24 protein-coding genes are annotated in these 24,876 nt (G+C 57.3%); 14 read left to right on the forward strand and 10 right to left on the reverse strand.

Annotated elements, in window-relative coordinates; all coding sequences use genetic code 11:
• Window positions 1-25 precede the first annotated feature (25 nt).
• Window positions 26-586: a fimbrial protein gene (locus IM295_RS02880; protein WP_126344887.1), complete on the reverse strand. Its 561-nt coding sequence runs from the start codon at window positions 584-586 to the stop codon at window positions 26-28.
• Between the two features lie 333 nt (window positions 587-919).
• Window positions 920-1,693 carry a zinc transporter ZupT gene (gene zupT / locus IM295_RS02885; protein WP_193066186.1) on the reverse strand — a complete coding sequence of 258 codons (774 nt, stop codon included), beginning with the start codon at window positions 1,691-1,693 and terminating at the stop codon, window positions 920-922.
• Between the two features lie 130 nt (window positions 1,694-1,823).
• Here zupT and ygiD point away from each other — a divergent pair, with 130 nt between their 5' ends.
• Window positions 1,824-2,612 (forward strand): 4,5-DOPA dioxygenase extradiol, encoded by a 789-nt coding sequence (ygiD, locus tag IM295_RS02890; RefSeq protein WP_048959959.1) that lies wholly within the window; start codon window positions 1,824-1,826, stop codon window positions 2,610-2,612.
• Between the two features lie 37 nt (window positions 2,613-2,649).
• Here the strand turns inward: ygiD and IM295_RS02895 are convergent, their stop codons facing one another.
• The 3 genes from IM295_RS02895 to tolC form a co-directional block, all read right to left on the reverse strand.
• Window positions 2,650-3,810 carry a glutathionylspermidine synthase family protein gene (locus IM295_RS02895; protein ID WP_047364600.1) on the reverse strand — a complete coding sequence of 387 codons (1,161 nt, stop codon included), beginning with the start codon at window positions 3,808-3,810 and terminating at the stop codon, window positions 2,650-2,652.
• Between the two features lie 2 nt (window positions 3,811-3,812).
• Window positions 3,813-4,478 carry a DUF1190 family protein gene (locus IM295_RS02900; RefSeq protein WP_028014445.1) on the reverse strand — a complete coding sequence of 222 codons (666 nt, stop codon included), beginning with the start codon at window positions 4,476-4,478 and terminating at the stop codon, window positions 3,813-3,815.
• Between the two features lie 161 nt (window positions 4,479-4,639).
• Window positions 4,640-6,118: an outer membrane channel protein TolC gene (tolC, locus tag IM295_RS02905; protein WP_028014444.1), complete on the reverse strand. Its 1,479-nt coding sequence runs from the start codon at window positions 6,116-6,118 to the stop codon at window positions 4,640-4,642.
• A gap of 204 nt (window positions 6,119-6,322) precedes the next feature.
• Between tolC and nudF the strand changes: the two genes are divergently transcribed.
• From nudF to parE, 5 genes are read left to right on the forward strand one after another with little or no spacing between them, the layout of a single operon-like run.
• Window positions 6,323-6,955, forward strand: coding sequence for an ADP-ribose diphosphatase (nudF, locus tag IM295_RS02910; protein ID WP_193050827.1), 633 nt, complete (start codon window positions 6,323-6,325; stop codon window positions 6,953-6,955).
• Window positions 6,952-7,374 (forward strand): DUF1249 family protein, encoded by a 423-nt coding sequence (locus IM295_RS02915; protein ID WP_003862516.1) that lies wholly within the window; start codon window positions 6,952-6,954, stop codon window positions 7,372-7,374. Before nudF ends, IM295_RS02915 begins: the two co-directional genes overlap by 4 nt.
• Before the next feature lie 27 nt (window positions 7,375-7,401).
• Window positions 7,402-8,229: a 3',5'-cyclic-AMP phosphodiesterase gene (cpdA, locus tag IM295_RS02920; protein ID WP_028014441.1), complete on the forward strand. Its 828-nt coding sequence runs from the start codon at window positions 7,402-7,404 to the stop codon at window positions 8,227-8,229.
• Complete coding sequence (gene yqiA / locus IM295_RS02925) at window positions 8,229-8,810, forward strand: esterase YqiA (protein ID WP_041908103.1); 582 nt, start codon at window positions 8,229-8,231, stop codon at window positions 8,808-8,810. The genes cpdA and yqiA overlap by 1 nt, the downstream gene beginning before the upstream one ends.
• Window positions 8,811-8,838: 28 nt before the next feature.
• Entirely contained in the window at window positions 8,839-10,731 is a 1,893-nt protein-coding gene (gene parE, locus IM295_RS02930) for a DNA topoisomerase IV subunit B (protein WP_028014439.1), read from the forward strand.
• 83 nt (window positions 10,732-10,814) lie between these two features.
• Here parE and IM295_RS02935 read toward each other — a convergent pair whose 3' ends face one another.
• Entirely contained in the window at window positions 10,815-12,953 is a 2,139-nt protein-coding gene (locus IM295_RS02935) for a TonB-dependent siderophore receptor (RefSeq protein ID WP_193066187.1), read from the reverse strand.
• Between the two features lie 384 nt (window positions 12,954-13,337).
• Here IM295_RS02935 and IM295_RS02940 point away from each other — a divergent pair, with 384 nt between their 5' ends.
• Genes IM295_RS02940 through IM295_RS02960 form a run of 5 tightly spaced genes read left to right on the forward strand, consistent with a single transcriptional unit; the run spans window position 13,338 to window position 17,999 of the window.
• Window positions 13,338-14,150, forward strand: a complete 813-nt coding sequence (locus IM295_RS02940; protein ID WP_193066188.1) for an ABC transporter ATP-binding protein — start codon at window positions 13,338-13,340, stop codon at window positions 14,148-14,150.
• On the forward strand, window positions 14,147-15,130 hold the full coding sequence (locus IM295_RS02945) for an iron ABC transporter permease (RefSeq protein WP_126817123.1): 984 nt from the start codon (window positions 14,147-14,149) through the stop codon (window positions 15,128-15,130). Before IM295_RS02940 ends, IM295_RS02945 begins: the two co-directional genes overlap by 4 nt.
• A complete protein-coding gene (locus IM295_RS02950) occupies window positions 15,127-16,167 on the forward strand; it encodes an iron ABC transporter permease (protein WP_193066189.1) in 1,041 nt (346 codons plus the stop codon). Before IM295_RS02945 ends, IM295_RS02950 begins: the two co-directional genes overlap by 4 nt.
• Window positions 16,168-16,176: 9 nt before the next feature.
• On the forward strand, window positions 16,177-17,127 hold the full coding sequence (locus IM295_RS02955; protein WP_193066190.1) for an iron-siderophore ABC transporter substrate-binding protein: 951 nt from the start codon (window positions 16,177-16,179) through the stop codon (window positions 17,125-17,127).
• Window positions 17,124-17,999, forward strand: a complete 876-nt coding sequence (locus IM295_RS02960; protein ID WP_028014433.1) for a MurR/RpiR family transcriptional regulator — start codon at window positions 17,124-17,126, stop codon at window positions 17,997-17,999. Before IM295_RS02955 ends, IM295_RS02960 begins: the two co-directional genes overlap by 4 nt.
• A gap of 40 nt (window positions 18,000-18,039) precedes the next feature.
• Here the strand turns inward: IM295_RS02960 and IM295_RS02965 are convergent, their stop codons facing one another.
• Window positions 18,040-18,879 (reverse strand): AraC family transcriptional regulator, encoded by an 840-nt coding sequence (locus tag IM295_RS02965; RefSeq protein ID WP_193066191.1) that lies wholly within the window; start codon window positions 18,877-18,879, stop codon window positions 18,040-18,042.
• Between the two features lie 166 nt (window positions 18,880-19,045).
• On the opposite strand from IM295_RS02965, the gene IM295_RS02970 reads away from it, so the two are divergent.
• Genes IM295_RS02970 through IM295_RS02980 form a run of 3 tightly spaced genes read left to right on the forward strand, consistent with a single transcriptional unit; the run spans window position 19,046 to window position 23,363 of the window.
• Window positions 19,046-20,860 carry a DUF2264 domain-containing protein gene (locus IM295_RS02970; RefSeq protein ID WP_193066192.1) on the forward strand — a complete coding sequence of 605 codons (1,815 nt, stop codon included), beginning with the start codon at window positions 19,046-19,048 and terminating at the stop codon, window positions 20,858-20,860.
• 32 nt (window positions 20,861-20,892) lie between these two features.
• Window positions 20,893-22,158 carry an oligosaccharide MFS transporter gene (locus tag IM295_RS02975; protein WP_028014430.1) on the forward strand — a complete coding sequence of 422 codons (1,266 nt, stop codon included), beginning with the start codon at window positions 20,893-20,895 and terminating at the stop codon, window positions 22,156-22,158.
• A gap of 17 nt (window positions 22,159-22,175) precedes the next feature.
• Window positions 22,176-23,363, forward strand: a complete 1,188-nt coding sequence (locus IM295_RS02980; protein WP_193066193.1) for a glycoside hydrolase family 88 protein — start codon at window positions 22,176-22,178, stop codon at window positions 23,361-23,363.
• 33 nt (window positions 23,364-23,396) lie between these two features.
• Here the strand turns inward: IM295_RS02980 and lysM are convergent, their stop codons facing one another.
• From lysM to IM295_RS02995, 3 genes are all read right to left on the reverse strand, one after another.
• Entirely contained in the window at window positions 23,397-23,837 is a 441-nt protein-coding gene (lysM, locus tag IM295_RS02985) for a peptidoglycan-binding protein LysM (protein ID WP_028014428.1), read from the reverse strand.
• An 85-nt stretch (window positions 23,838-23,922) separates the two neighbouring features.
• Window positions 23,923-24,237, reverse strand: a complete 315-nt coding sequence (locus tag IM295_RS02990) for a putative quinol monooxygenase (RefSeq protein WP_008502984.1) — start codon at window positions 24,235-24,237, stop codon at window positions 23,923-23,925.
• Between the two features lie 31 nt (window positions 24,238-24,268).
• Window positions 24,269-24,850 (reverse strand): NAD(P)H-dependent oxidoreductase, encoded by a 582-nt coding sequence (locus tag IM295_RS02995; RefSeq protein WP_024906501.1) that lies wholly within the window; start codon window positions 24,848-24,850, stop codon window positions 24,269-24,271.
• Between the last annotated feature and the right edge of the window lie 26 nt (window positions 24,851-24,876).

Below are 24,876 nucleotides of genomic sequence, written 5' to 3' on the forward strand. Positions count from 1 at the left end.
GCCGGTTTTATCGTGATGCATTACCTTATTTGTACATCAGCACATAGTTGGCAGTAGCTTCAACCTGACCCGCTGTGGCAGTTTTACCCTGAGCAACTTCCATTAATGCTTTGAAGTGCAGAGTCTGAGTGGTGGAACCCGACAGTAGATCGACCGTTTGAGCCGAACCCAGGGTGATGTTGGCTTCGTTGTTGTCCAGCAGACGAACACCGACGTTCTGAGCACCGCTAGCATAGGTGTTGCTCATCAGGCTGGTGTCAGTAGCGTCAGTTGCTGCGCTGGTGAAGGTCACGTCAACTTTGGTCACTGGCGTATCCGTTTCGTCCGCCGGATCGTCAAGCTGGCAGTTCTCCAGATTGATATCAACCGGAACAGCGGTAGACTTTTTGTTAGCGTTGATCACGGCAGTGGTAACTTCACCGAGGTCCACTTCTTTATCAACGCTGTCTGGTGCAATGCTGCACGGTGCATCAATGACCACGCCTTTGAATTTGATTTTGCCGGAACCCTGGTCATCAGCAAAAGCAGAACCCGAAACGATGGCAGCCATCGCAACCGCTAACAGTACTTTTTTACCCATATACATGAAAATATCCTTTTTCAATTGAATTCATAATCTGAATATTAATTTTCAGAATACTCGTAAAGTATAATGGGTTGAGGGTGGTGTTTGCGATTAATGAGGCTTAAAGATATTTTTAGAGGAGGTTAATATATAATTTATTACTATCGTAACCGGTTAATATTTCATGCAGCAGCGGTTTTTTAAGCGCAATTTAATTGGGAAATATTGCGCTTAAAAATATCCATAAAAACTCTTGATTTTCCAATTGTAAATACAGAGCCGCAGACAGTGTAAAATGCAACGGCTGCGCTGGGGCGCATCAAAGAATTGCCCTCATCGATGAGGGCATCCGTGTCAGCCTATACCTGCCGTTTGCAGCAGCACCAGGCTTAACCCCATCACCGACATGCCGCACAGCACGCCGTAGCTGGGATTATTGTTAGGATCGATCTCTTTTGCCAGCGGCATCAGCTCATCGACAGAGAGCGCAACCATAATCCCGGCCACGGCAGCCATAATCGCCGCCATCACGACAGGGGAAACGAGGCTTCCAAGGATCAGCCACGCCAGCACGCCGCCGAGAATTTCGGCCATCCCGGAAATCCCCGCCCAGAAGACGGCTGTACGTTTTGAACCCGTTGCGGCATAAACCGGCCCGGCCACGGCAAGTCCTTCAGGAATATTGTGTAAGGCTATCGCCAGCGCGACACCAAATCCCATTTCCAGATTACTGCTGGCCGTGACATACGTGGCGACACCTTCCGGGAAGTTGTGCAGGCTGATTCCCAGCGTCAGCAGGATCGCCGTGCGCTTGATGTTGCCGGGGATTGGAGTAACGCTTTTTTGCATCAAATCCTGAGGGTGGGCGTGGGGCAGCATACGGTCGAGCGCAAAATAGCCCAGCAGGCCGACGATGAACATGCCGTAGCCCAGAACCGGAGACATGCCCTCGGTGTGAAGTGCTGCTGGCAGCATCTCCATCAGCGAGATAAGCAGCATGATCCCAGCGGCGAAGCCCAGCGAGAACGCCAGAAGACGATTAGACGGTTTTTGCCCGAGCACGCCGAGGAACGCACCGATAAAGGTCGCGGCACCCGCAAGCACGGTCAAAATTAAGGGTACTGACATGCACTCTCCTTAAGGGATATCTTACGTTCAAATTTCCTGATGATGATCTTCACGGTTATCTGCGTTTATCTTCACCTGAATGCGCGTAATGTAGAACCATCAAATTGACACCTTCTCTAAGGATACCACCATGTCTTCTTCTCGTATGCCTGCACTGTTTTTAGGCCACGGCAGCCCAATGAACGTTCTGGAAGACAACGTTTATACCCGCGCCTGGCGTCATCTGGGGGAGACATTGCCGCGTCCGAAGGCGATTGTGGTGGTGTCTGCGCACTGGTTTACCCGTGGTACCGGCGTGACGGCCATGGAAGCGCCTAAAACCATTCATGATTTCGGCGGCTTCCCGCAGGCGCTGTATGATACGCATTATCCGGCTCCCGGCTCGCCTGCGCTGGCACAGCGGCTGGTAGAGTTGCTCGCACCTGTTCCAGTGGCGCTGGATAAAGAAGCCTGGGGCTTTGACCACGGCTCGTGGGGCGTGCTGATTAAGATGTACCCTGATGCAGATATTCCTATGGTGCAGTTAAGTATCGACAGCACTAAACCGGCGGCCTGGCATCTGGAAATGGGCCGCAAACTGGCGACCCTGCGTGATGAGGGCATCATGCTGGTGGCAAGCGGCAACGTGGTGCATAACCTGCGTACGGCGCGCTGGCACGGTGAGAACACGCCATACCCGTGGGCGAGCGCTTTTAACGCCTACGTCAAAGCGAACCTGACCTGGCAAGGCCCGGTTGAGAAGCATCCGTTAGTGAACTATCTGGATCACGAAGGCGGTTCGCTCTCTAACCCGACGCCGGAACACTTCCTGCCGCTGCTGTATGTGTTAGGTGCATGGGACGGTCAGGAGCCGGTTACCATTCCGGTTGACGGCATTGAGATGGGCAGTTTGAGTATGCTGTCGGTGCAGGTGGGGTAAAAACATGCCCGGTAAGCGTAGCGCCACCGGGCAAGTTTTATTCAACAAAAATATGCGGATAGAACCGTGACAGATCCTGCGTAATCAACGCGCGATCTTCGCGAATACCAATCCCGGCAGGTTGATCATTAATAAGCCAGCTGCCGATCAGCGTATAGCTGTCGCCAAATTTCGGCAGTTGATAAAACTCCTGGACGATCATCCCTTCTTCACCGTATGGCCCTTCAACCGCTTCCAGCGTTTTACCGTTTTCGATAATGGAGACGTTCGCGCCTTCGCGGGAAAAGATAGGCTTAACGACGTATTTCTCCATCGGCGGGAACTCATCTTCGGCAAAGTAAGCTGGCAACAGGTTCGGGTGGTTCGGGAACATCTCCCACAGCATCGGCAGCAGGGCTTTGTTGGAGATAATGCTCTTCCACGCCGGTTCCAGCCAGCGCACGCCCGCGTCTTCCAGCTTGGTGGAGAACATTTCACGCAGCATGTATTCCCACGGATAGAGCTTGAACAGGTTGCTGATCACCTGATCCTGCATATCCGTAAACTGACCTTTTTCCCCCAGGCCAATATCTTCGATATAGAGGAATTCAGTCGCCACTTCCGCTTCGGCCGCGCAGTCCTGCAGATACTGAACCGTGCCCCTGTCTTCTTCCGTGTCGCGACAGCAGGCAAGATGCAGCAGATTGAAGCCAAACTGCTCCCGCAGTTCGGCGAAACGCTCAATCAGCTTTTCCTGCAGGCTGTTGAACTGGTCGCTACCTTCCGGCAGGTTTCCGGCGTTCATCTGATCTTCCAGCCAAATCCACTGGAAGAATGCCGCTTCGTAAAGAGAGGTCGGCGTATCCGCGTTGTTTTCTAAAAGCTTCGGCTCACCCACGCCATCCCACGCCAGATCGAGGCGAGAGTAAAGCGAAGGCTGATTCGTTTTCCACGACTGACGGACGAAACTCCAGGTGTGCTTCGGAATACGGAATTTAGTCATCAGCTCGTCGCTGTCGATGACTTTATCCACCACCTTCAGGCACATCTGGTGCAGCTCGGCCGTCACCTCTTCCAGTTTTTCCACCTGGTCGAGCGTCAGTTTGTAGTAAGCATCTTCACACCAGTACGGCTCGCCGTACATGGTGTGGAAGTTAAAACCGTATTCAGTGGCTTTTTCGCGCCAGTCCGGGCGCTCGGTAATACCGACTCGTTCCATGATCAGCCGCCCATTGAGCGAGTGGAAGTGCCTGTTGCACTACGCTGCATGCTGGTCTGTTTCGCCACAGACTCACCGAACCCACCGCGGGTGATGGTGCTGGTGGTCGCAGGCTTCGGCGCCATCGCGGTTTTCGGGACTGTCACGGTGCGGCCCGGGGTCGCTGCGCCATAGCCTTTGCCGCTGGCATCGGTATATTGACCATAAGCCGGGCTGGCCGGGTTTTTCGAGCTAAACAGCGGTTGCTGCTGATAGCCCGCACCGCCGCCCATCAGGCGGCCCATCATGTAGCCTGCCATTAATGGCATCCAGAAGCTGCCGCTGGACTGCGCCTGCGCCTGATTTTCCGGCGCAGTACCTGCCTGAGCTGGCGTCTGCTGACACTGTCCTTCACCAAATTCCGCCACGCAGTCTTCGCGCGAGGCGTATTTCGGCGCGGTGCGTTCCGCTTCTTTCAGGGCGTTGGTGTAGGCGGTTTTACATTCTGCTGCCTGGCCGGTTGCGGCGGAGCAGTCGTCCGCGTTTTGATACAGCGAAACCGTTTCGTCGTTTTTCTCACAGCCTGCCAGCATAAAGACCGCAGTAACTGCCAGCGCAACAGGGGTGAGATGACGTGCGTTCCAGCTTTTGCGGAACGACGCGTGGTTAATCGTTTTTGTCCGTTTCATGTTTGTCTTCCAGGACCCAGTGGTAATAACGCTCAGGATAGTGGATGAGTGGTTGAAAATGAAGCGAAGAGGGGCGGAATCAGGGGGATCTTTACGTTGGCTTACGTTCGGGTGTGATTCAGCTGCGCCCTCTCCCGGTGAGAGAGGGCGTGATAACACTCTTAGTTACGGAACGGGTTAGAACCGCTGCTTGCAGGTGCCGTGCTACGCGCGGCCGCTGGCTGTGCGGCAGGGGCGCTGCCGTTAGCGTTGAAGTTATCAACGGCGGCAACCTGCTCCGGGTTCTCCGGCGCAACGCTGTCCGGCGAGGTAGAGACCGGCTTGCCCAGCGCGCTGTTCAGCATCTGCAGGTCTTGCTCGTTCAGCGTACCCAGAGCCTGCTTAATGTTCAGCTGGTTAATCAGGTACTGATAACGCGCGCTGGAGAGCTGCTGTTTCGCGTTGTACAGCGTGGTGGTCGCGTCGAGCACGTCAACGATAGTACGTGTACCGACCGAGTAACCCGCTTCCATCGCGTCCAGGGAGCTCTGTGCAGACACAACGGCCTGTTTATAGGCGTTGATGCTACTGATAGACGCGTTCACGTTGTTGAAGGACGAACGCACGGTCTGCACCACGTTGCGGTGCGCGCTTTCCAGCTGCTCGCTCGCGCCAACAAAGTTGTACTGCGCCTGTTTCACCTGAGAGTTGACCTGACCGCCCTGGTACAGTGGCAGAGAGAAGCTCAGGCCCACTTTGTTCTGACCCATATTGCTGTCGTCATACTGGGCAGAATTGGTTTTAGAGCCGCTGTAGGTCGTGTCAGAAACGCCGGTGGACGCGCTCAGGCTCAGGGTTGGCAGATGGCCGTCCTGCGCCTGACGAATTTGCTCGCGGGCCAGGTCCTGGCTCAGACGCGCCTGCAGCAACGTCAGGTTGCGGTTTTCCGCCTCTTTCAGCAGGGCGTTAACGGCCTGCGGCTTATCCGTTTTGAAGCTGTCGACGTTCAGGGAAGCCAGCTCAGGATAGTAATTCCCGGTCACCTGGCGCAGGGATTCCAGCGCGTTGTCGAGGTTATTACGCGCGGTCACTTCGTTAGCCAGCACGGTGTCGTACTGTGAACGGGCGTTCTGCACGTCGGTGATCGCCACCAGACCCACGTTGAAGCGCTGGGTGGTTTGATCTAACTGACGGTAGATCGCCTGTTTCTGCGCTTCGGTGTAGGAGAGCGCGTCAATGGCGCTCAGCACGTTGAAGTACGCGGTGGCAGTATTCAGGATCAGCGTTTGCTGGTCGGTCTGATAGGTCACATCCTGGATGCCCGCGCTCTTTTCCTGCAGGGTCAGGGCGCGCCATTTGGACATATCAAACAGCGTCTGTGTTAATTGCAGTGAGGCGCTGGTAGCATTGGAGTTAACGCCGTTAGCGTCGCGGAAACCGTTGCTGTAGGTATAATCTGCACCTAAACCTAACTGCGGCAGCAGTGGGCTACGCGCTTCGTTAATCTTTTCAAACGCAGCATCACGATCGGCCGCTGATTTACGTAAATCAGGGTTGCCCAGACGTGCCTGCTGGTAGACCTGTAACAGGTTTTCCGCCTGGCTCATTGCACTGAAGCCCGTCAGGCTCAGGCCGATAAGGATGGGGAGCAATTTCTTCATTTGCATTCCTTGTTGTGAAGCAGTATTAGCGCTGATCTAATTAAAAAATAATTGCCGATTCTAACAGAATCATCCACACCAAAAGGTTGGCGTTACGTGCCATCTGGCGGTAATTTGCACCAATCTACCATATAGCCTTACAAACGGCAGCCAAACAGCCTTGAAATTCATAATTTCATCACCATTGCTACCAGGACTCGACTCATGCAAAAACCAGAAAAGTTGCCCGTGACATTCGCCAAAAACGATGTAGAAATTATTGCACGAGAAACGCTTTATAGCGGTTTTTTTTCGATGGATCTTTACCGTTTCAGGCATCGCCTGTTCAACGGTGAAATGAGCGGCGAAATCAGACGTGAAATTTTTGAGCGCGGGCATGCGGCTGTCTTGCTACCCTTTGACCCAGTGCGTGACGAAGTCGTGCTGGTGGAGCAGATCCGCATTGCCGCGTATGACACCAGTGAAAGCCCGTGGCTGCTGGAGATGGTGGCAGGGATGATCGAAGAGGGCGAGTCGGTTGAAGACGTCGCCCGTCGCGAGGCGCTGGAAGAGGCCGGGCTGGTGGTAGGCCGCACAAAACCGGTGTTGAGCTATCTGGCGAGTCCGGGTGGCACCAGCGAACGCTTATCCATTTTGGTGGGCGAAGTGGACGCCACGACCGCAGAAGGTATTCACGGTCTGGCTGATGAAAACGAAGATATTCGGGTTCATGTGGTGAGCCGGGAACAGGCTTATCAGTGGGTAGAAGAGGGGAAAATCGACAACGCAGCGTCTGTCATCGCCCTGCAATGGCTGCAGCTGCATTATCAGACATTACGAAACGAGTGGAAAAAATGAAGCGCTATACGCCTGACTTCCCAGAAATGATGCGCCTGTGCGAAACCAATTTCGCACAGCTGCGCCGCCTGCTGCCAAGAAACGACGCACCCGGCGAAACGGTAAGCTATCAGGTGAGCAACGCGCAGTATCGGTTAACGATAACAGAATCAACGCGCTACACTACGCTGGTGGAAATAGAACAAACAGCGCCCAGCATCAGCTACTGGAGCCTGCCGTCAATGACGGTGCGTCTCTATCATGACGCGATGGTCGCTGAAGTGTGTTCAAGTCAGCAGATCTTTCGCTTCAAGGCGCGGTATGATTATCCGAATAAAAAGTTGCATCAACGCGACGAAAAGCATCAAATTAACCAGTTTTTAGCCGACTGGCTAAGATATTGTTTAGCACATGGAGCAATGGCGATTCCGGTTTGTTAGCGTCATAAACCTACCTAAGGACACCATTTGGAAAGCCTGTTGAACCTGACTGTTGCTGGTGGGGCGCCAGTCAGGATATTACAAATCACCGATACCCACCTTTTTGCCGAAAAGCATGAAACTTTGCTGGGGGTTAATACCTGGGAGAGTTATCAGGCGGTACTGAGCGCCATTCACGCTGAACATCGCGACTGCGACCTGATTGTCGCAACGGGCGATCTGGCGCAGGACCAGTCCTCCGCGGCCTACCAGCATTTTGCTGAAGGCATCGCGAGCTTTAGCGTGCCTTGCGTCTGGCTGCCCGGAAACCACGATTTCCAGCCCGCAATGTACAGCTCCCTTCAGGATGCGGGGATTTCTCCGGCGAAGTGCGTATTTGCGGGTGAACAGTGGCAGATCCTGCTGCTGGACAGCCAGGTATTTGGCGTCCCGCACGGTGAATTAAGCGAGTTTCAACTCGACTGGCTGGAGACCAAACTGGCTGCCGAACCTGAACGTCATACGCTGCTGTTGCTCCATCATCATCCGCTGCCGGCAGGCTGCAGCTGGCTGGATCAGCACAGCCTGCGTAACTCCGCGGCGCTGGATAGCGTGCTGGCGAAATACCCGCGCGTGAAACACCTGCTGTGCGGACACATCCATCAGGAACAGGATCTCGACTGGAACGGACGCCGCATGCTGGCGACGCCGTCAACCTGTGTGCAGTTTAAGCCGCACTGCGCCAACTTTACGCTGGATACCATCGCGCCAGGCTGGCGCTGGCTGGAACTGCATGCCGACGGCACGCTGACCACGGAAGTCTGCCGTCTGGCAGGCGCAGAGTTCCGCCCGGATACCGCTTCAGAAGGCTACTGATGTCTACGCTCCTTTATCTGCACGGATTCAACAGCTCGCCGCGCTCCGCAAAAGCGACGCAGTTTCGCCAGTGGCTGAGCGAGCATCACCCCCACGTTGAGATGATTATCCCGCAGCTGCCGCCGTACCCGGCGGAGGCGGCGGAAATGCTCGAGTCGATCGTGCTTGAACACGGCGGTGAATCCTTTGGCGTAGTCGGCTCATCGCTGGGCGGGTACTATGCCACCTGGCTCTCACAATGCTTTATGCTGCCCGCCGTTGTGGTTAATCCGGCGGTACGGCCATTTGAGCTGCTGAGGGACTTTCTTGGCGAAAACGAGAACCCCTACACCGGGCAGCAATATGTGCTAGAGTCACGCCATATTTACGATCTCAAAGTTATGCAGGTCGACCCGCTTGAAGCGCCGGATCTCATCTGGCTGCTGCAGCAGACGGGTGATGAAGTGCTGGATTACCGCCAGGCAGTGGCGTATTACGCCTCCTGCCGCCAGACTATAGAAGAGGGCGGAAACCATGCTTTCACGGGCTTTGAGGATCATTTCACCCAGATTGTCGATTTTCTTGGACTGCACAGCCACTGACAATCAATGCGAATTGCTAGTTTAAATCATGACGCAAACCTATAACGCTGATGCCATTGAGGTACTCACCGGGCTTGAGCCGGTTCGCCGCCGCCCGGGGATGTATACCGATACGACGCGCCCGAACCATCTGGGCCAGGAAGTTATTGATAACAGTGTGGACGAAGCGCTGGCGGGCCATGCCAAACGCGTTGACGTCATCCTGCACGCCGATCAGTCGCTGGAGGTCATCGACGACGGTCGCGGCATGCCGGTGGACATCCACCCGGAAGAGGGCGTGCCTGCCGTTGAGCTGATTCTCTGCCGACTGCACGCGGGCGGTAAGTTCTCCAACAAGAACTATCAGTTCTCCGGTGGTCTGCACGGCGTGGGGATTTCCGTGGTGAACGCACTGTCCAAACGCGTGGAAGTGAACGTCCGTCGCGACGGTCAGGTCTACAACATCGCGTTTGAAAACGGCGAGAAGGTGCAGGATCTGCAGGTTGTCGGCACGTGCGCTAAACGCAACACCGGCACGAGCGTCCACTTCTGGCCTGACGAAAGCTTCTTCGACAGCCCGCGTTTTTCCGTTTCTCGCCTGACGCATCTGCTGAAAGCCAAAGCGGTACTGTGCCCGGGCGTGGAAATTACCTTTAAAGATCACGTCAACAACACCGAGCAGACCTGGTGCTATGCCGATGGCCTGAACGACTACCTGTGCGAAGCGGTAAACGGCCTGCCGACGCTGCCGGAAAAACCGTTTGTCGGTAACTTTAGCGGTGATACCGAAGCGGTGGACTGGGCGTTGCTGTGGCTGCCGGAAGGCGGCGAGCTGCTGACCGAAAGCTACGTCAACCTGATCCCAACCATGCTCGGCGGTACCCACGTCAACGGCCTGCGTCAGGGACTGCTGGACGCGATGCGTGAGTTCTGCGAATACCGCAACATTCTGCCGCGCGGCGTGAAGCTCTCGGCGGAAGATATCTGGGACCGCTGCGCCTACGTGCTCTCCGTGAAGATGCAGGATCCGCAGTTTGCCGGTCAGACCAAAGAACGTCTGTCATCGCGCCAGTGCGCGGCGTTCGTCTCCGGCGTGGTGAAAGATGCGTTTACCCTGTGGCTGAACCAGAACGTTCAGGCGGCTGAGATGCTGGCTGAAATGGCCATCTCCAGCGCCCAGCGTCGTCTGCGTGCCGCGAAGAAAGTGGTGCGTAAAAAGCTGACCAGCGGCCCTGCGCTGCCGGGCAAGCTGGCGGACTGCACCGCGCAGGATCTCAACCGCACCGAGCTGTTCCTCGTGGAAGGGGATTCGGCGGGTGGGTCGGCCAAACAGGCGCGCGATCGTGAATATCAGGCGATCATGCCACTCAAGGGTAAGATCCTGAACACCTGGGAAGTCTCTTCAGACGAAGTGCTGGCCTCGCAGGAAGTGCACGACATCTCCGTTGCGATCGGCATCGATCCGGACAGCGAGGATCTGAGCCAGCTGCGCTACGGCAAGATCTGCATTCTCGCGGATGCGGACTCCGATGGTCTGCACATCGCCACGCTGCTGTGCGCGCTGTTTGTGAAGCACTTCCGCACGCTGGTGAAAAACGGTCACGTCCACGTGGCGCTGCCGCCGCTCTACCGTATCGACCTCGGCAAAGAGGTTTACTACGCGCTGACGGAAGAAGAGAAGGCGGGCGTGCTGGAGCAGCTTAAGCGTAAGAAGGGCAAACCAAATGTGCAGCGCTTTAAAGGGCTGGGCGAAATGAACCCGATGCAGCTGCGCGAAACGACGCTGGATCCGAACACGCGCCGCCTGGTGCAGCTGACGATCAGCGACGAAGACGAACAGCAAACCAACGCCGTGATGGATATGCTCCTCGCCAAGAAACGTTCGGAAGACCGACGTAACTGGCTGCAGGAGAAAGGGGATATGGCGGATATTGAGGCCTGATGCCCTCACCCTAACCCTCTCCCACAGGGAGAGGGAATGGATCGTAGGCCCGGTAAGCATTAGCGCCACCGGGCTTTTTTACATCAAAACTCCATCTTCACCGTAAACTGCACTTCGCGCGGGTCGCCAATCTGGTTGCCCAGGTTGTTGGTCGCAATCGACGACGTGTAGTAGGTCTTATCAAACAGGTTCTTCACGTTCACCTGCAGCGTCACCGGATACTGCAGCTTCATCTTATACGCCGCAAACGCATCCGCCACGAAATAGCCCGGCAGATAATAATCCGCACCGTTGGTCGCCGAGCGGCGGCTTACGCCGTGCCCGCCGCCGCCGAGCGTCAGGGTATTCCCGGCAAACGCATTGTGAATATCGTACGTCAGGAAGAGTGAGCCGGTGTGGCGCGGCACGTTCGGCAGCGGTTTACCCGCGTAGTCCGGGTCTTCAAGTACCTTCGCGTCGGTATAGCCGTAGCTGGCGATAATATTGGTGTTCTCGGTCAGTGACCCGGCAAGATCCACCTCCACGCCCTGGGAGCGCACGCGGCCCGCGGTTTTGGCGATGGTTTCACCTCCCACGCTTTCGGTATACAGCACGTTGCGCTTGTGAATATCAAACAGCGCGATATTGGCGGTTATGCCGTCGAATAGATCGAACTTTGCCCCTACTTCGTACGCGTTTGAGGTTTCCGGCGGCAGGTCGCCAATGTAGCTCGCAATGGACGACTGCGGCATAAACGTCTGCGAATAGTTGGCAAACAGCGAGACTGCTGGCGTCAGTTTGTAAACCAGCCCCAGCTTCGGCGTCCACTGCTCGTCGCGGCTATCGGTATTGACGTTAAACGGACGACCTTTGCCCGCGTACTGGGTGTAATACTGGTAGCGCAGCCCGGCGACGGCGATCCATTTATCCGTCAGGTACAGGGCATCCTGGGCGTAGGCCGAGTAGCTCTCCTGCTTGAGCGTCTGGTCGCTGTCAGCGGCGGAGACGGTTGTACACTCGTCGAGTTTGCCGTAAACCGGATTATAGATATTGAAACCTTTGACGTTCTTACAGCGCATCATGTCCGTGCGCAGCAGATCGTAATTTTCATACGACACGCCGGTGAGGATCTCATTATAAAAGCCCGCGATATCCACGTTGCCCTGCAGATCCGCACGGGTGCTGTGCATGCGCTGGGTCGAGCCCTGGGTTGCATCCACCCGGCGGGTCAGGGTGCCGGTTTTTGAATCGTAGGCCATGACGCGGGCCTGGTTGTCGCTGTATTTATCCTGGCTGTAGCTGTAGTCGAACTTCGCGGTCCACTGGCTGTTGAGGCGGTATTCCGCGTTAAGCTGAGCGAGATCGGACTGCCCGTCGGTCACGTTAAACGGCTCGTCAAAGCGGGTTTTGCGATCGACGTCGACGGCCTTTTTAGTGTTGAGATCGAAGATCGTTCCGCGATCGAACGGCGTCTTATAGTCGCGATGCGAATAGAGCACGCTCACGGTGGCATCGTCGCCGAACCAGGTCAGCGACGGGGCGATAAAGGTGCTGCGTTCGTTGCCGAAGTTACGCCAGTAATCCTCGTCCTGATACTCGCCCGTGAGGCGATACGCCAGGCGCGTGCCCTCAATCGGACCGGTGACATCGACCTGTCCGGTGCCGCCGCCAAAGCTGGAAGAGGTGGCAGAAATCGAGCCACCGAAGATTTTCTCCGGGCGCTTCGTGACGACGTTAATCAGGCCGCCCGGATCGAGAATGCCGTACAGCGTTGAGGCCGGGCCTTTCAGCACCTCCACGCGTTCGGTTGCGGCGTTAAAGCTGCGCGGCAGCACGGTGCGCAGGCCGTTGGTCATGATCGAGCCGTCGCGGTTTGCGCCAAACCCGCGGCGTACGAAGGCATCCTGCGTACCGCCCAGGGTGTTGGTCTGCACCACGTTGCTGACGTTATAGAGCGCTTCATCGAGCGTGGTGGCGTGCTGATCCGCCAGCACCTTATCGCTGACGGTATTCACCACCTGCGGGATATCCAGCATCGGCATGTTGGTCAGCGTGGCGGTGGAGGTATTCAGCGGCTGGTAGCCGTTGGTGGCCTCCGCCGTAGCATTTGGATCGGCGGTGACGGTAAGCGTTTCGCCGTCTTTAGCCGTGGTGTCTGCTGCCTGTGACAGCGGCGCCATAAACAGCAGTGAAAAGAGCGCGCGCCCTTTTATCCCAGAGAGTGAAGGTGTGAACGTAGCCATTACAACTGTTATCCCAAAATATCCGTGAAGCACCTTCACGGAAGAACCTGTGAGTCATTGCCCTTTATGGTCTGCCCGTTAGCCAGAACTGGCATCGAACATGTAATTGATAATCATTCAATCATGCGGAAATGTAGTAGTAAATGAAAAAAGCTAAAAATCGGCTACATCTCTGAAACGTAACGGAAAAGCACAGGGGTAATCACTTAATGAATTGAAAATTAAGTCTTTATTGTTTTACCGGGCAGTGTAGTAGCACACCGTTACCCCTGGTTTTTTCAGGGTGTTTCTTCCCTTGACTACTACATGGCGCGGCCTCAAACTCTCAAAAGAGAATGATTTTTATTTATATTTGTTTCCCTTTTTTATTACGTTGGCATGCACGTGGCTCACAACACGACAAAACCGGGTCTGGTTCTGGAGAATCTTTCTGCCGGTTATCAGAAAAAAATCATCGTTGATGATATTTCCCTTGCGATCCCCCAGCAGAAAATCACCGTTCTGGTGGGGGCGAACGGCTGCGGAAAATCCACGCTGCTGAGTACCATCGCGCGTTTGCTTCAGCCGCTTGGCGGCGCGGCGGTTCTCGACGGCAAGGCGATCCACGCGCAGCCGACGAAAGCCGTCGCCCGCCAGCTTGGCATCCTGCCGCAGTCTCCGCTGCTGCCGGAAGGGTTAACCGTCTTTGAACTGGTCTCGCGCGGGCGTTTTCCCTGGCAGAACGTCATGCGCCAGTGGAGCGACGAGGACGAGCAGGCGGTGGAGGAGGCGCTGCGCCTGACCGGCACGGCCGAGTTTGCCCACATGCCCGTCGAAAGCCTGTCCGGCGGCCAGCGTCAGCGCTGCTGGATCGCCATGGCGCTGGCGCAGCATACGCCCTATATCCTGCTGGATGAACCCACCACGTTCCTCGATCTCCGCTACCAGGTGGAGATCCTCGAACTGCTGCATACGCTGACGCGCGAGCACGGACGTACCGTGGTGGTGGTGCTGCACGATCTCAACTTCGCCGTGAGCTACGGCGATTCGCTGGTCTTTTTACGCCAGGGAAAAGTCGAGGGCGTACTGCATGAAGGGGACGCCTGCACGCCGGAGCTGATTAAAGCGGTGTTTGATGTCGACGTGCATATGTCCATCAATCCGCTGACCGGTAAACCGTTCTTTATGCCGTTTCGCCAGGTCGCAAAACAGCCATGATGCGCACCTCTCTGGCTTTCCTGATGTTCGCCCTGCTGCTTGCAACGGGCGCGATTGCCCATCTGGGGATCGGCGCCCGCTTTATCGCTCCGCAAACGGTGGTGGAGGCCATCCTCCACTTCGATCCGCGCAATTTCGACCATAACATCATCATCAAGCTCAGACTGCTGCGCCTCTGCGCCGCGATGGTGGCGGGGGCCGCGCTCGGCGTGGCGGGCGTGCTGCTGCAATCCACGATCCGCAACCCGCTCGGCGAACCGCATATTCTGGGGCTCAACGCCGGGGCGGCGCTCGCGGTGGTGCTGACGAGCGCGCTGGGGATGACGCTGCCGTTTGGGCGCCCGCTGATTGCCGCCGCCGGAGCCGCGGCGCTGTTTCTGCTGGTGCTCACGTTCTCCTCGTCCGGACGCACCGGGCTTACGCCGATGAAGGTCACGCTGTGCGGCGTGGCGATGTCGGCGTTTGCCTCGTCGATTACCGCCACGGTGCTCATCCTCGATGAACAGACGCTGCTCGCCATGCGCACCTGGCTGGCGGGGGATTTAGCGGGGGTCAGCGGTGAAACGATTGCCGCTGCCCTGTGGGTGGCTGGCGTGGGCTTTGCGCTGGCGCTCTGGCTGTCGCCCTCGCTCAACATGCTGGCGCTGGGCGACAGAATGGCGCAGGGGCTTGGCGTATCGCTGCTGAAAACGCGGCTGCTTGCCCTGATGGCCATCGCGCTGCTCTGCGGTGCGGCAGTCTCCCTCGCCGGGCCGATCGGCTTTATCGGCCTCGTGGTGCCTCAGCTCGTTCGCCGTCTGGTGTCGGTCGATCTGCGCGTGATGGTGCCGATGTCCGCCCTGTGCGGGGCGCTGGTTCTGCTGCTGGCGGATATCGCTGCCCGCACGCTGTTTTCGCCCTGGGAGCTGGCTACCGGCATCATGACCGCGCTGGTTGGCGCCCCGGTCTTTATCTTCATGGCCTCGAGGATGTTTAAATGAACCGCGCCGGACTGCGTGCGCTACGCGTTGGCACCTTCTCGGCGCTGGTCCGCCCAAAGGCGCTGGTATGTCTGGTCATCCTGACGCTGGCCGCCTGCCTGCTGACGGGGTTTGGCCTGACGCACGGCTCTCTGCCCATCCCCACTTCCGCCATCGGGCGCGCGCTGTTTTATCCAGAAACCCTGACGTCAGAGACGCGCTACATCGTGATGGATATCCGCCTGCCGCGCCTGCTGATGGCGGCGCTGTGCGGTGGGATGCTCGGCATGGCGGGGGCGGCAATGCAGTCCATAACCCGCAATGGCCTGGCCGATCCGGGGCTTATCGGGGTGAAAGAGGGCTGTAGCGCGGCGGTACTGCTGCTGATATTTCAGTTCCCGGCGCTGGGCCTGGCCTGGCGGCCGCTGGTTGGCATGGCCGGGGGGCTGCTCACCGCGCTGCTGGTGGTGGCCCTGGCGCGCGATATCTCACGTCCGCGATTCATCCTGATCGGCATCGGCGTGTCGTGGGTCTTTGCCGCCGCAATGGGCGTCTTTATGACCACGGCGGACGTGCGCGACGTGCAGACGGCGATGCTGTGGCTGGCGGGCAGCCTCCACGCGGCAAACTGGACGCTGGTCTGCATTGCCGCTGCCTGGGCGCTTCCGGCGTTTGCGCTGCTGCTGTTTACCGCCCGCGCTGCGGACGTGGCGCTGCTTGGTAACTACACCGCAGCGGGCCTTGGCGTGCGCACAAACCGGCTGGCGCTTCTAAGGGTTCTCGCCCCGGTAGTGCTGACGGCGGCCTGCGTCTCCTGCGTGGGCAGCATTGGTTTTGTCGGGCTGATTGCGCCGCACATGGCGCGCCTGCTGCTCCGCGGCGGGCAAACGGCGCTCCTGACGGGTAGCGCCGTGCTGGGGGCGCTGCTTGTGCTACTGGCGGATAACGTCGGGCGGCTGGCATTCCTCCCGCTGCAGCTGCCGGCGGGAATTGTGATTTCACTGATTGGCGGACCGTTTTTCCTGCTGCTGCTCTGGCAGCGTCGGGACAGATTTTAGGGGATTAACATGCGCATACTGTTTTCATTGCTGTTGCTGGTGGGGTTTGCGGCGAGCGCGACCGAGCCGACGCAGACGTTTACTGACGATCTGAACCGTAAGGTGGTGGTGCCGGTGCATCCGAAACGGATCGTCTCGCTACACGACCTGGACATTACTATTCCGCTGATTGAGCTTGGCGTACCGCCGGTGGCGAGCCATGGCCGCACCCGGCCGGACGGCAGCCATTTTCTGCGCTCCAGCGGCATGTTGACCGGCGTCGACTTCGATAATTCCGACATCAAGTTTATCGGCACTGCGGATATCGACATTGAAGCCATCGCCGCCGCAAAGCCTGACCTGATCATTACCGAGCCGACGCGAAATACCCCGGTGGAACAGCTGGAGAAAATTGCCCCGACGGTGAGTATCGATCATCTCGACGGCGGCGCGCCGGAGATCTACCGCAAGCTGGCGCAGCTGACGGGCACGCAGGCGCGGCTCAAGATTCTGGAGCGGCGCTATCAGGAGCAAATTAAGGCGCTGAAAGCGACTATTGATACCCGCAAAGTGAGCGTGTCGGTGATTCAGGCCAATCAGGGGAAAATCAACGCCATGCACAGCTATCACTCGCTGGGCCGCGTGCTGCGTGATGCCGGGTTCACCTTCCCGCCGCTGATTGAGTCCATCCCGGAAGGGGGACGCATTGACGTCAGCGCCGAGCGGCTGCCGGAGCTGGATGCGGATTTCGTGTTCACCACCTGGCGCGGGGATACGGGCGGCAAACCGCAGGATGAGCTGGCGGCGATGGATGCGGTGATGCCGGGCTGGTGTCAGTTCCTGAATGCCTGTCGGACCGGACATTACGTGCTGATCTCGCGTGAAGAGGCCATCTCGAACTCGTTCGCCTCGTTAGGGCTGATGGCCGCGCAGGTCCAGTCGCAGATTGCCGGACGTCCGCTGCCGGAGGCGTCACGATGAGCCGTAAAGTTGATCTCTTCGGCGACCGCCTCCGCTCCCGGTCGCACCAGCTCACGCCGCGCCTGCTGCAGGTGGCGCGCTATATCAATGAAAATCGTGAAGCGGTGATGGAGCAGACGGCAATGGAGATCGCGACGCTGCTGAAAACGTCGGACGCTACCGTCGTTCGCGCCATCCAGGCGCTGGGTTTCGCCGGGCTGCGCGATCTCAAGCAGACGCTGGAGCAGTGGTTTGGCCCGGTCGTGACCTCCAGCGAAAAGATCTCCACCACGGTGAATACGCTGACCAGCGACGTCAATGCGAGCATTGATTTCGTGCTGGAGGGGCATCAGCATACGTGTGAAGTGTTGTCTGAACCCCACAACCGCTTCGCGATGGCGCAGGCGGTCTCGCTGCTGGCGCAGGCGAGGCAGGTTGCCATATTTGGGATTGGCGCGTCCGGGATTTTGGCCGACTACACCGCCAGGCTGTTCAGCCGGATGGGGCTACCCGCCACGCCGCTTAACCGCACCGGAATAGGGCTGGCCGAGCAGCTGATAGGTCTCCAGCGCGGGGATGTGCTGATCATGATGGCGCAAAAATCCGCGCATCGGGAAGGACAGACCACGCTGCGCGAAGCGAAACGGCTGGGGATCCCCACCATTTTGCTCACCAATGCCACCGACTCCCGATTCAGCAAAGAGGCCAGCGTGGTGATCCACGTTCCGCGCGGTGGCGAGAAGGGTAAAATCCCGCTCCACGGCACGGTGCTGCTGTGCCTGGAGATGATTGTTTTATCCGTCGCCTCCACCGAGCCGCAGCGCACCATCAAGTCGATGAAGCGCATCAACGAGCTTCACCGTGGGCTAAAGCCGGGCAAGAAAAGCAGTTGATTGTCTCCCTCTTCCCGCGGGAGAGGGGCGGGTGAGGGTGTCATACCGCACGATGGTTCTTCCGGTACTGCAGCGGCGTCTCACCAATCCCCTTCTTAAACGCGCTGATAAACCAGGTCACGTCAGAAAATCCCACCCGCGCGGCAATCTCCCGCACGCTCGCGTCACTGTGCAACAGGCATTCGCACGCCTTACGCAGGCGGAGCGTGTTCAGGTAGTGGTGGATTTTCTCCCCCGTCTCCGCATGAAATTTTCGCGACACGTAGCTGCGCGATCTGCCCAGTTCCGCTGCCAGCGCGTCGAGGCGGAATTTCTCCTGATAATGCTCGTCCAGCCAGAACATCACCTTGCTGGCGATCCCCGTGCTGCTGCCCGGTGCGCCGGTACGATCGTCAGGCAACATAGCAAACAGGCTAATCAGCAGCCCGGCGATGCTTTCGCTGCTCATCGGCGGCGGATAACAGCTGAACAGATGATCGACATGGCTGTGGCAGTGTGCCAGGTCAACCACCCACGCCTCTGAGCCGCGACGCGAGAGTTTCTCCAGCCGCTGCTGCGTGTGCGGAAAATCACACAGACACTTCAGCACCGCGTGGTGGTCGAGGTGAATAATCGTGCGCCGGTAAATCGCTTCCGCCTGTTCGTCCACCCTGACTTTATGCAGGGTGAACGGCGGAAAGAAAAACAGGCGTCCGGGGCACATGGTGTAGTGACGGTTATCGACAATCGCGACGCCAAACCCTTCTTCCACATAGAGAATTTCAAGACACTGATGCCAGTGGTGGTAACGCACCGTGTTAGCAAACAGGCGGCTGAACGACGCTACGGTGTCGTTTAAGGTAATGAGCTCAAGACGATCGGTTATGGGCGCGTCATGCATAGTGCAATAAAACTCAACTTTTCCCCGTCAGAAGAGATTTATAAACCACCTTTTTAAATTTTATCAACCGCAGGTTTATCGAACGTTCTCACCTGTGACGTGGCTAACATTTCTCCACCTTACGCATTCACTATGCTTGGCCGCAGTTGATGACGAGGGTGGAACTATGCGGGCGGAAAGCGAAGAAAAATCAAATCTGTTGTCTTCACGCCAGGACGTCGTGGCGTCTCTGAATACCTTACTTGGCGCGCTGGATAAGCAGTTTCCGGTAAATCATTCGCGGTTCTCGCTGGGTGATACCTGCGCGCACTACGCGACGGATATCGCGCAGATGGAGGGTCTCTCCCGCGCGCTATGGGGGCTGTTTCCGCTGTTGGCTTCGGGCGATGCTTCGCCGTTTAGCGAGAAGTACATGCAGGCCATCAGGATCGGCACCGATCCGCAAAGCCCGGGCTACTGGGGCGAAACCGATCCGTACGATCAGCGTCTGGTCGAGATGGCGTCCTACGGTCTGGGGCTTTCCCTGCTGGGGAATAAACTCACCGATTGCTTCAGCGAGCGCGAGGTGATGAACCTGCACGCGTGGCTGAATCAGATTGCCGACGCGCAGATGCCCGACAGCAACTGGAACTACTTTGCCATTATGGTCCAGCTGGGCTTCAAACGCGCCGGGCTGCCGTACGACCAGGCCGCCATCGACCATCGGTTTGCGCTGATGGAGGCCTATTACCTGGGTGACGGCTGGTATTCCGACGGCGCGGGTCGCCCGAAAGATTATTACATCTCCATGGCGTTCCACTTCTACGGCCTGATTTACGCCACTTTAAGCGGCGACGAGGCGAGGGCAGAAGTGCTGCGCGAGCGCTCGCGTCTGTTTGCGGAGGACTTTATCTACTGGTCCGCCGCGGACGGCGCGTCGGTACCGTTTGGCCGCAGCCTGACCTACCGCTTTGCGATGGTCGCCTTCTGGAGCGCGGTTGCCTTCTCTGAACTTGACGTGTTCACGCCGGGTATTGTGAAGGGCATTATCCTGCGCCAACTCCGCTGGTGGCAGCAGCGGACGATTACCGACCGGGACGGCATTCTGACCCTTGGTTTTGCCTGTCCGAACCTCGCCATGTGTGAGGACTATAACTCTCCCGGCTCGCCCTACTGGGCGCTAAAAAGCTACCTGATTCTGGCGCTGCCGGAGACGCATCCGTTCTGGCAGGCAGAAGAACAGCCGCTGCCCGCGCTGGCGGAGAAGCACGTCATCCCGCACGCGCAGCAGATCCTGATGCATTCGACGAACTCTCAGCACGTCACCATGCTCACCGCCGGTCAGCTGGAGCTGAACAACTACGTCAACACCGAAGCGAAATACACCAAATTTGCCTACTCCAGCCGCTTTGGCTTCACCATTGAGCGCGGGCGCTTTGGCCTGAAGCATGCGGCCTGTGATTCCATGCTGCTGCTGGCGGACGGGGATAACTATTTCCGCGGCCGTCGCGAGTGCGACGCGGTGCGGGTGGATGAAAACTTTATCTATTCACGCTGGTCGCCTTGGCACGACGTGCACATCGAGACCTGGCAAATCCCCTTCGGCGAGTGGCATTTGCGCCTGCACCGCATCAACAGCGCGCGCACGCTGCAAACGGCAGAGGGCGGTTTCGCCGTGATGAAAACGGAGCACCAAATCCGCGCGCGCGGCAGCTATCTGGCGGCAGAGAACGGCAGCAGTGCGATTGTCGATCTGTCGCCTTTCATTGAACGCACCCCGGACAGCATCGTCACGCCGCCGAACAGCAGCATCATGTTCCCGGAGTGCGCCTCCATTCCGCTGTTAAAAACCGATCTCCATCCGGGAGAGCGCTGGCTCTGCTGCGCCGTCATTGCCAGTGAAAAACAGAACGTTGCGGCCGCGCCGCAGCTGGATATGAACCATAACCGGGTCGTAATCCGCGACCCTGGAGGCGAACGTCTGCTGTCGTTCACGTTATAAAAATTCTGACCCTACACCTCGGCGAGGATGGTATGAAAAATACATCGACAACCAACAGAACCGAATATTACAAAATCAGCAGCTTTATTTTTCTCTATTTCTTTACCTGGTCCGCGAGTATTGGCCTGCTGGCGATCTGGCTGGGTCAAAAAGCGAATCTCAGCGGGACGGTAATTGGAACTGTGTTCGCGGTGAACGGAATATTTTCCGTTATCCTCAAACCCATCTACGGCTATATTCTCGATAAAATCGGCATGAGCAAATACCTGCTCTATTTTGTGGTCGCCATGTCGGCCCTGATGGCGCCGTTTTTTATTTACGTCTATCAGCCGCTGTTAATGTCCAGCACCTTGCTGGGGATTATTATCGGCGCGCTCTATTTAAGCTTTGCCTGGTATGCGGGCGTGGCGGCGTGTGAATCCTATTCCGACCGCTTCAGCCGCTTAAACGGCATGGAGTTCGGGCAAATTCGTATGTGGGGCTCGCTCGGCTGGGCGGTGGCATCGTCCTTCTCCGGCCTGCTGTTCAACCTCTCACCGACCTATAACTTCATTATGGGCAGCGTGACGTCGATCGTGATGCTGGTTGTCCTGCTCAGCCTGAAAGTGAACACTAACTCCGTTCATGCCGATGCGGTATTGACCAAAGAGAAAATTGCCCCCGCAGATGTGTATGCCCTGCTGCGTAACCGTAAATTCTGGGCTTTTTGCCTGTACGTGGCGGGCGTGGCGTGGATGATGTTTATCGCCGAGCAGCAGTTCTCGCGCTATTTCGTCACCTTCTTTGACGACATTCATGAGGGCAACGCGGTGTTTGGTTATCTCGGCACCGTGCAGTCGGGCATAGAATTCGTCATGTATATGGTTGTCCCGCTGTTCGTTAACTTTATTGGCGCCAGGCGCGGGCTATTAATTGTCGGGCTGATCGTCGGGGCGCGTTTGATTATTTCCGGGATGTGCGACTCGCATCTGTTAATTTCCGTGCTCAAGCCGCTATACGGTATAGAAATTTGCCTGCTGCTGGTGTCGGTCTTTAAATATATTGCGGAGCATTTCGACAAGCGCGTGAACGCCACCATGTATTTACTGGGCTATCAGGCGATGCTGTACGTGGGGAACGTGGTGGTTTCCTCGCCTGCCGGATATATGTATGACCGCATCGGCTTTGAACAGACCTATATCATCATGGGGGCGACCGCGCTGATCTTTACCCTTATTTCTGCTTTTACGTTATCCGCCTGCCAGAGTAAATGGCGCGGCCCCCGCCCGCTGAACGTAGCAGAACCTTCATCACGCTGACCACAAGGAACCGAAATATGTTAAGTCGTATCAGAGAGGAACGCCTGTCTGCCATTCCTGCTCTCGTAGACTCGCGCCTGTTTAGCGATGAACTGATCTCTGCGCGTAGCCACGTCCTCGAGTTGATTAGCCGTCATTTAACGGCATTCGGAGAGCAGTTCCCGGCGGAAACCTGCCGGAACGGTTATTACCCGCTGACCGACAACGTAGAGTGGACAACCAGCTTCTGGACCGGCCAGCTGTGGCTGGCGTGGGAGATGAGCGGCGAGGAGAAATTCCGCTCGATGGCGGAAAAACACGTGCGCTCCTTCGGCCTGCGCATCGCCGGGCGCAGCGACACCAACACTCACGATCTGGGCTTCCTGTACACGCTCTCCTGTGTGGCGGCCTGGAGACTTACCGGCAGCCGCGAGGCGCGCGGTTTCTCCCTGCTGGCGGCTGAAGCCCTGCTGGAGCGCTTTCATGAGAAGGCGAAAATCATTCAGGCGTGGGGCGATCTTTCAGACCCGGAGCAGGCCGGACGGATGATCATCGACTGCAACATGAACCTGCCGCTGCTCTACTGGGCGACGGAGCAGACGGGGGATCCGCGCTTTGCTGACGCCGCAAAAGCGCACGTCATGCAGGCGGCGAGGTATCTCATCCGCGACGATGCCTCGACGTTCCACACCTATTATATGGACGTACAAACCGGCGCGCCGCGCTACGGCAACACCCAGCAGGGCTATGCCGATGACTCCTGCTGGTCGCGCGGGCAGGCGTGGGGGATTTACGGCTTCCTGCTGAGCTATATCTATACCGGCGACGAGACGATGGTCGCCCTGTCGAAGCGGCTGGCGAACTACTTCCTCAACCGCCTCCCGGAAGACTACGTCTGCCACTGGGATCTGGCGCTGGTGGGGACCGACGCGCTGCGCGATTCGTCCTCGGCGGCGATTGCGGTGTGCGGGCTGCTGGAGCTGGTGAAGCACCTGCCCGTGACGGATCCGGACCGGGAGCGTTATCTGGAATGGGCCAAAGGTATTATGTCGTCACTGACGAAGCACTACCTGATGGGCAAAGAGGAGAAGGGCACCGGGTTGCTGAAGCACTCGGTCTATCACCTGGCGAGCAACAAAGGGGTGGACGAGTGTGCGAGCTGGGGAGATTACTTCTACGTGGAGGCGCTGGTGCGCTTTACGCAGAGCTGGAAACTGTACTGGTAAAAACGGTCGGGGGGCGCCCCCCCGACTCGCGGATCACGCTTTAGGAATACGCAGCGTCTGGCCGGGGTAGATTTTATCCGGGCTGGAGAGCATCGGGCGGTTAGCCTCAAAAATCTTGTTGTACTGGTTGGCATCGCCGTACACGGTTTTGGAGATAGCGCTCAGGGTGTCGCCGGATTTTACCGTGTAGTAGGTGGCTTCATCTTTGGCATCGGTCGTGGTGATGTTGTTCTCCACCTCGCTGACGCCCGCGATGTTGCCGACGGCGACCTGGATTTTTTCTTTCTGCTCCTGGGTCAGCCCGTCACCCGTCACGCTGGCCTTGCCGTCGGTAACGTTAACCTGAACTTTGTCTGAACCGGGAATGTTGAGTTTCTTGAGGTGCTCGGTGATTTTGTCGCTCTGACCTTTGTGGTCGGTCAGATTATCCCATAGCTTTTCGCCTGCTTCTTTCACGAAGTTAAAAAGACCCATTCCATCCTCCTGTTAATCATGAAGTCAGAATAAGCATAGCAGGTCAGAGAGAATTCCCTCCCCGGAAGGAGAGGGAAGGCAGGTTTTAAACCCCTTGCTCCAGAATACGGATGTGGGTCTCCAGCACGTCACCCTTCACCGCATCGCTCCACGCTTTCATGTGCGCGGTCTGCAGGTGCGCTTCAAGGTGCGCGACGGTTTCCCACTGCTCAACCATGATAATGGAGTCTGGCGCAGTGGCCTGGAAGCTTGCGTCGGTAGCGGCGTCCACCATCGGCGCGTAGCCGTGGCAGCCTTCTTCTTTCAGTACGGTTGGGATGATTTTCGCGAACTGATCCAGCACCGCCTGGCGGTGATGTTGACCTGGACGAGTACGGATTTCTGCGATTACTGTAAGCATGGTTACTACTCCTTTAATTCCAGGCTACCAGTTAAGCAAAAATTTTCGCGAGATGCTTGCGATATTCTGCGATATAGCTCGGGACGTCAGGCATTTTAATCACGTCGTTGACGATAAAGGTCGGCAGCGGATCCATCCCCAGGAACTGGTTCGCCTTGTGGAACGGCAGATACGCGCCGTCTACGCCCACGCCTTCGAAGAACTGATCTTTTTCGGTGAAGGCCTCCAGAGGGGCGTTCCAGGTCAGGGAGAGCATATATTTTTTGCCCTGAATCAGACCGCCGGAGCCGTATTTTTTAGAGGCGTCTGAGCGGGTGCGTCCGTCGCTGGCATACAGCGAACCGTGACCTTCGGTGAAGACGTCGTCCATGTATTTTTTCACGGTCCACGGCGCGCCCATCCACCAGCCCGGCATCTGCCAGATAACCACATCGGCCCACAGGAAGTTCTGCACTTCGGCCTTCACGTCATAGTTGCTGTCCGCGCGCACGACCTTAACATCATGCCCGGCGTCGCGCAGGAAACCGTCCGCGACCTCGGTCAGGGTGTCATTCAGCTGGCCTTTAGAGTGCGCGAACTCTTTCGCGCCGTTGATAATCAGAATATTGCTCATTATTTGTCCTCGGTGATGAGAGTATG

The sequence above is a fragment of the Enterobacter cloacae complex sp. P14RS genome, from assembly GCF_014895895.1.
GTDB lineage: Bacteria > Pseudomonadota > Gammaproteobacteria > Enterobacterales > Enterobacteriaceae > Enterobacter > Enterobacter bugandensis.